This is a genomic window from Planktotalea sp. (genome assembly GCF_039984035.1).
GTDB lineage: Bacteria > Pseudomonadota > Alphaproteobacteria > Rhodobacterales > Rhodobacteraceae > Planktotalea.
Genome location: NZ_JBDWVM010000449.1, coordinates 1 through 6,958, shown reverse-complemented (window position 1 = coordinate 6,958; position 6,958 = coordinate 1). Strand labels below are relative to the sequence as shown.

The window sequence follows — 6,958 nt, the reverse complement described above, 5'->3', positions numbered from 1 at the left end:
GTAAATTCGCCGTCATCAGTGACGAGGCCGTGTTCGACGATGGCAACTGGCATCAAATCACCATCACCTATGACGATGATGAAAACTATCTGGCACTGTTCATCGATGGTCAGGAAACAGCGCGGACCGAGGCCAGTGGGATTATCCTAGGCAGCTCTCGTGATGCGATTTTGGGCAACACATGGAGCGACCCCACCGTGGATGCCTATATCGAGAACATCTCGCTCAAGGATGCCCCAGAAAGCGTTGACGAAGCCGCGGTCCTCGACCAGCTCACAGCTCTTAACCTGCTGACCGTGGACGAAATATTGTTCTAAATTGGTAGGGACATCCTGCCAATAAAACGACCTTGCGCGCGCGCTGACACAGGCCCCTTAACAGTGCGCGCGCCCTCCTAAGGGATCCTTGGGGTTCTCTCTCTTTACTTGCGGTGATTTTGGCTCCAGGAAAAAGAGAGACCACCATGAATTATAACTTTGAGTCTATGACACCCGGCCTGACAGCACCGGCCAGCGATGGTGTTGCGGTTACCCCCAGCGACCAAGACGATCTCGATTTTGCAACCCGGGCTCTTTATGTTGGTGGCACAGGGGACCTTGCCGTCCAACTGATTTCGGGCAACAACATCACTTTACGCGGCCTGCAGGGTGGCAATCTCTATCCATTGCGGGTCGCGCGCGTTCTTGCCACAGGTACGACAGCAACCGATATCGTCGGCCTGCGCTGATAGGGAAAATAACATGCAAATCAGCACGTCACTGTCTCTTTCTAGACTTGGTCAGAAGAAGAGCAAGCCAAGTCAAATAACTGCGCCCGCCCTCATCAGCGACTTGCCTGATCTGCTTCTGGATGAAGGGACAGGCTTCGCGACGACCGACGTTTCGGCCTTTTTCTCAGGTGCTGATTTGACATTCGATGTCACGGGCTTTGGGGCCAGTATTCACCCCGTGTCCGGCCAGCTGTCACTGGATACAGCCGCGTCAACGTCCGCGACCATGATATCCGTTACCGCCCTGAACAGCGCGGGAACAGCCAAAGGCACGTTTGATCTCATCATTCAGGCCGCCCTAGCCCCGCCCACAAAAATCGCAGATCTGAACGATGAGATTTTCGATGAAGACACCGGCATAGAAACGATCGACGTCTCGGGTGTCTTTTTGGGCGATGATCTGACCTTTAGCGTCACAGGGCTTGCCGCCAACATTGATCCGGTCTCGGGTCTTTTGTCACTCGATACGGCAACACCCATTGATGCCGCCAGCATTGTTGTGGTGGCCACAAACGCGGCTGGGTCGGCCAGCGCCGCGTTTAAACTCACCATCGAAGCTGACGAGCCTCCGGTAGATGGTGCCCCTATCGAGGTTTACTTCACCTCTTTTGATACCGACCGGACAAGCGATTTTATCCCCTCAACATCCGGCATCAGCTCGTTAAGGTTTGACCCAACGGCCACCTTTTCTGGCGACCCGACCCCAGGCGCAATGACGTGGGGCACCCCCGGAGACACGAATTCCACCAACGTGATCTTCATTTCGGTAGACCCTAACCGAACCTATCAATTGCTTTACCGCAGCACACTATCGGGCACGGGCAGCAACACCGAAGATACGTCTTTGCGGATGCAAGATGACAGCGGCACAACGCTCTGGAACAGCGGTGATTTAGGCACGGGGACACATCTTGTCGAAATCCCCGCCAGTTCAGATGCGGCCATTGTCCGGTTTGATGCCAAGATCCGCGGGACCATCGCAAGCGGGTCTTCCAAACGCTATAGCCTGCATATGCTAGGGCTTTGGGACATTACCGATAGCGGCGGTTTTCCACAAAAGGCGGCGAAGACCCCGTTCTTTTGGAGCGAAAAACTCTATACAGGGCTGTCTTCTCGTCCGATCGACTTTACCGAGTTTTTCACCGGGAACATCACAGAATATATTTATGACGGCCCCGAGCCGCACACCTGGGATGGTGCGGTGCTCACGATTACGCCCACCGTTGATACCGCCGGACAAGGCGATGCCGAGGACGGCACTGTCACACGCCTGATCTATGCGATGAATGGTCCTCTGAGGGCTGTCGATCCGCAGGTTATTTCGATCAATGTGTCCGACAGCACAACCCTGACACCCCTGACAGAACGCACCCCCGGTGAGGATTGGCAGATCGAGGTTGGCCGCCCCATGCCGTCTTTTGCTTTTTCACGCGGAGTGTATGGCGGCGCGCAGCCGCACAGCTATACCGTGCTGAGCAAACCAGATTGGGTCACCGTCGAAGACAACGGGGTGTGCCATGGCACGCCAGACCGGCCCACACCGCGCACACCGCTGACCGTGCAAGTGACGGATGCGCTCGGCAATACGTTGGAGGCCAACGTACAGATCGAAGCCGTTGCCCTTCGTGACCGCACGCCAGTTCGCACCATTCCGTCCGGTGGGGTGATTTTCGACGAGATCCGCAAATACGCCTCCTCCGGTGGGGTGCTGGCTCTGGAAGAAGACGGCACCTACACATGGGGCAACAGCTTTGGTGCTGTGAACGCGACACAGTCAAACCCTACGATCGTCACCGGGCCCGTCACCGCCGTTGTCAACGGGCGCGTCGAGATCGACAGTTGTATTGGTTTGGTCTTTGAAGGCTTCACCGTCACGCGCAGTATCACCGAAAGCGCCAGTAAGGACTACCGCGCCCAGATGATATTGGGCACGCAGAGCAGTTGTTTGCACATCAATTTCTTTGATCTGACAATACGCGGTAACCGGCTCGATGTTGTGGCACCTGGTGCCTCTGCTGATGCAGGGGCTGACTGGGAAAACACCGAGAGTTTTGTCACCATGGGAGTGGGGATCACGACAGGTGGGAATTTCCCAGTGGTTCACCGCTGTGCGATCGAAAATGTCTATGCCGGGATCAATCTGGACAACTCCAAACATTTCACGGTGCAAGATTGTACCGTGCGTTGGATAGGGGTCGACGGTCTGACCACCAACAAAAGCATGGGTGGCGTTATCAAGGGTAACCGATTCCAAGAACCCGTGGGCAATTACACCTCTTATACCCACCGCGATCTGTTGCAGACCTTTGGCAACAATGCCCCACAGCCAAACCACTTTTGCTGGCTTGACAACTTTGCCTCTTGTTCCGGCGTTGATCTGATTCAGGGGCACCTCTTTGATCAAGATGGCTGGGGCAACAGCGATAAGACGCCGCGCAATGGCACCAACTACCGCCATATCTACCGCGGCAACACGGTCTTTAACTCGACGAACGCGCATGGAGCCAATCTCGAATATTATCACGACAGTATATTCGAACAATTCTCGATCTTGCCGCATCCAGATGTCAGCAGGACGGCGCTGATATACCTCCGCTTTGCGTGTCAGATATTGCTCAAGGATTGTCTGATTAACGGGTATACTGGCAGCGGCTACGACAGCTGGTTCCACCTGGTCGACCGTGAGAACACCATCGACATGTCGACCGCCGAAGCACCTGACTTCAGCACGATCTTCCCCAATTGGGCCAACCCCGATCTGGCCTTTGAGGACCCACGTGAAGCGGTGATCAATGGCCAACCCCCCAGTGCGGCACGGTTCTGGATAGATCCCGCCAGCAGCTGGAATGCGTCCAATCCGAAGACCGCCCCCAGTTGGCTACGGGATGGTTTGTAACCAGGGCAATACCCCCACGCACCATGAAATTAAACGCGACGTCAGATCTCTGGATCTGGCGTCGTTTTTGCCGTGGCCCTATCGCGTTTTGAGACGGCCTTGATCATGCGCGCGGGCTGCAAATCGGAAGCTGCCAGCGCGAAAATACGTTTTGGCTGGTTTACCCTTCGCCTCGAAAAATCAATCGAAGGTAGAAAATCAAACAGAAAACATTCGAAAAACGTACAAATATAGCACATTTGATATTTTTTCTTGGTTAATGTGAATAATTTGTTAACATCACATCATTGCAAAATTTTAATTTTTACAAAATTTCGGAGTTTAATGAGAGCGATGTTTGTACATAGAATCCCTGTTTTTTTTGCCGCGGCCGTTGGCGTCGCCGCATTTCCTGCTTTCGCAGATACAATTGACCCTGAAACATACAGCGCCGATCTGGCCGTTGGCGAAAGCGCAACAATCACAAAAACCGTTGTTGTCGAAGCAAGCGGCCCATCTGATGCCGTCATCGACGTGCATTTCCTGATCGACACATCCGGCAGCATGGGCGGCGAAATCAACGCCGCCAAAGACGCATCAAGCGATCTGTTCGCATCGCTTGAAACAACATTTGGCGATGTTGCCGCCAGCGTTGGTGTGTTTTCAGAAGGTGCGTTTCTCGACGATGTGCGCCCCAATGCCAATGTCATCTTTGGAAGCGGCCTGAGCACGAACAACACGACATTCACCGACAACGTGAATGATGTCTCGCTGGGCGTCCCAGACGGGGGCGGGGATTTCCCCGAATCCGGCTATACCGGGATCGCCTTGTCTGGGGACAATCTTGACTGGCGGGCTGGGTCAAACCGGTTCATGTTTGTCTTTACTGACGCCTCGGCCAAGGGTGACCTTGCGGGTGCGCAGGCCGCACTTGCCGCTGAAGACATCTCTTTGGTGACCTTGGCCTACGGCGATCTGGATACAATCACCGCATCCTACGGTGATCCATTGGGCGGCACCGTGTTCAGCAGTTCAACAAGTGCTGCAGATATCATCGCCGACGTGACCGCGGGTATCACTGCCGGGTTCTCTGAATACGAAACCGTAACGGTTGATGATCTGGGCCTTGGCCTGCCATTGGGCATTGATGTGAGCCCCGCCTGTACGTCAGCTGATATCGGCGCCTGCGTTGGTGCAGAGGCGATTGGTGATTATGACCGCTCCGAAGACAGAGCCTTCACATTTGATGTGACCTTCACGCGGACCGCAGAAGGGGATGCAGAGTTCTTTACCAACGCTTTGGTTGATGGCGGCATCGTTGCCCGTGAATTCGACAGCTTCACCGACGGTACGGGCCCCTCTCCGGTGCCACTGCCAGCTGGGTTTCCACTGCTCCTGACAGCCTTTGGTGGGCTCGCGTTGTTGCGTCGTCGCGCGGCCTGATACAGACCTAATATACCGGAATGCGGCGCAGGATCGCGGCGCATTTCCCCTCGTTTTTCAAAGTGAGACTTGTTTATGTCATCTGTCTCCTCCCGGTTCGGGCACGCGGTTTTCTTTCCGCTGATCTTCACTATTTTCACGCAATCTGCACAGGCGTCCACTTTGGAAGCTGGCCCCTTGTTGCCAGACGCGCCACAAGCAACGGCGTACCTGCTGCCCATTTCACGCGCGCTGGACACAGGCGATATCGCCGGGGCTGAAACCCTGGTGCGTGCACGGCTTGATGACGCGCCCGATGATGCGATCGCTTGGGAAGTGCTTGGTGTCACATTGAGCATGCGCGGCGATGTCACTGGCGCGGACGCCGCCTATGCAAAGGCGGTTACCCTAGAACCCAAACGTCTCAGCGCATGGATCAAGCGCGGCGATCTTGCCGATGCTTCGGGCCATACCCCTGAGGCACTTGGCCATTGGGCCGCTGCGCTTAAAATTGCGCCCGGCTATGCCCCCGCCCACGAACGTCTTGGCATCGCGTATGCCGATACCAATGATCTGCCCCGCGCCCTGACGCACCTTGAGGCAGCCGTTGCGGCACAAGACACCGCAAAGCTTGGCGCAAAGGCCGAACTGGCGTTCGTTTATAACAGGATCGGTCGTCCCAAAGATACAATCGCTCTTTTGAGCCCCCAAGACGACGGCACCGCGCGCATGAGATTGGCGCTTGGCAATGCCCACGCCCAATTGGGGGACCCCAAGCAAGCGTTAGAGACCTACCAAAAAGGGATCGATGCCGCGCCTGACAACATCGCACTTCTCAAAGCGAAAGGCGCGTTATTGGTGGAAACCGGCGATTGGCCCAACGCGGTGGTGGTGTTGTCTAAACCCGCCGCAGCAGAGCCTGCAGACGCCTTTTCCAACCTGCAATACGCCCGCGCGTTGCTTGCAATGGGGCGGTCTGTGGATGGGATCGCCGCTGCAGAACGTGCTGCCACAGCGGATGCCAACGCCGATATCTTGCACCAAGCCTTGTCCGTTACAGCACGCGCGCACCTTATGGCCCGCGATTTTTCCGCCGCCCATGCAGCAACCACACGGTTGGTAACGCAGTTGCCAGATGAACCTGCGTCTTGGCGCGAACATGCCGCGATCCAAGGGGCAACCGGGCAATATGAGGCGGCAAAATCCATCTATGATGAGGCAATCGCGCGGTTTCCCCAAGATGCCGAACTTCTCCGAGGGCGCAGTATCGTCAAGGTCCGGTTGAACCAGCTCGCATCCGCAGCCCAGGACGCCGCTTTGGCGGTAAAGGTCGCGCCGAAATGGCTCGAAGCTCGGTTTTTGCTGGGCGAAATACAACGTGCTCGCGGTGAAAACGACAAGGCAGAAGGCACGTTCCGCAGCGCCTTGACGCTGGACCCGGACCATTGGCCCAGCCTTGTGAATATTGCGACACTACGCTTGGCAGAGGGCGACGCCGCTGCTGCTTCCCGTCTGGCACAGCGCGCTGTGACGCTATCCGGGAATGCGCAACCCGCCGCCGATATCCTCAAAAAAGTGCAGGCCCAGCAATAAACAGATGGTGTACCTAATCTAAACCTTAATGCCGTCTATTCCTATCTCAACCAGACCATACCTACGGTTTGTCCTGCACGCGCCCAGTACAGAGGCCTTTCAGACCATGGGCCCTACGACAGACCAACCAGGATATCTCAGAGCATAGATGCCATTAATTATCATAACACATATTATAGTTCACTTTTGCAGACGCGGGTGCGCGCTACTTTGAAGTGCGGCTCCTATTAGAAAACAACGAGTTATCTAATAGGAGGAATATCACATGGGAGCGATCTATACGCAACTGAGCTTACAAG

5 protein-coding genes are annotated in these 6,958 nt (G+C 55.5%); all 5 read left to right on the top strand.

The features are described from left to right. Positions 1-317: LamG-like jellyroll fold domain-containing protein (locus tag ABJQ89_RS19925; protein ID WP_348497900.1), on the top strand; the 317-nt coding region annotated here is incomplete at its 5' end. Positions 318-463: 146 nt separating this feature from the next. Continuing rightward, on the top strand, positions 464-727 hold the full coding sequence (locus ABJQ89_RS19920) for a hypothetical protein (protein ID WP_348407021.1): 264 nt from the start codon (positions 464-466) through the stop codon (positions 725-727). Between the two features lie 13 nt (positions 728-740). Then, the gene (locus tag ABJQ89_RS19915; protein ID WP_348497899.1) at positions 741-3,665 is read left to right on the top strand and encodes a right-handed parallel beta-helix repeat-containing protein; all 2,925 of its coding nucleotides are present in this window, start codon (positions 741-743) and stop codon (positions 3,663-3,665) included. A gap of 333 nt (positions 3,666-3,998) precedes the next feature. After that, entirely contained in the window at positions 3,999-5,087 is a 1,089-nt protein-coding gene (locus tag ABJQ89_RS19910) for a VPLPA-CTERM sorting domain-containing protein (protein ID WP_348497898.1), read from the top strand. A 75-nt stretch (positions 5,088-5,162) separates the two neighbouring features. Beyond that, a complete protein-coding gene (locus ABJQ89_RS19905) occupies positions 5,163-6,659 on the top strand; it encodes a tetratricopeptide repeat protein (RefSeq protein ID WP_348407018.1) in 1,497 nt (498 codons plus the stop codon). The last annotated feature ends 299 nt before the right edge of the window (positions 6,660-6,958 follow it).

Bases quoted from the DNA above. Each gene is read 5' to 3' on its own strand.
- ABJQ89_RS19905 (WP_348407018.1), top strand. From the start codon at position 5,163: ATGTCATCTGTCTCCTCCCGGTTCGGGCACGCGGTTTTCTTTCCGCTG.
- ABJQ89_RS19915 (WP_348497899.1), top strand. From the start codon at position 741: ATGCAAATCAGCACGTCACTGTCTCTTTCTAGACTTGGTCAGAAGAAG.
- ABJQ89_RS19910 (WP_348497898.1), top strand. From the start codon at position 3,999: ATGTTTGTACATAGAATCCCTGTTTTTTTTGCCGCGGCCGTTGGCGTC.
- ABJQ89_RS19920 (WP_348407021.1), top strand. From the start codon at position 464: ATGAATTATAACTTTGAGTCTATGACACCCGGCCTGACAGCACCGGCC.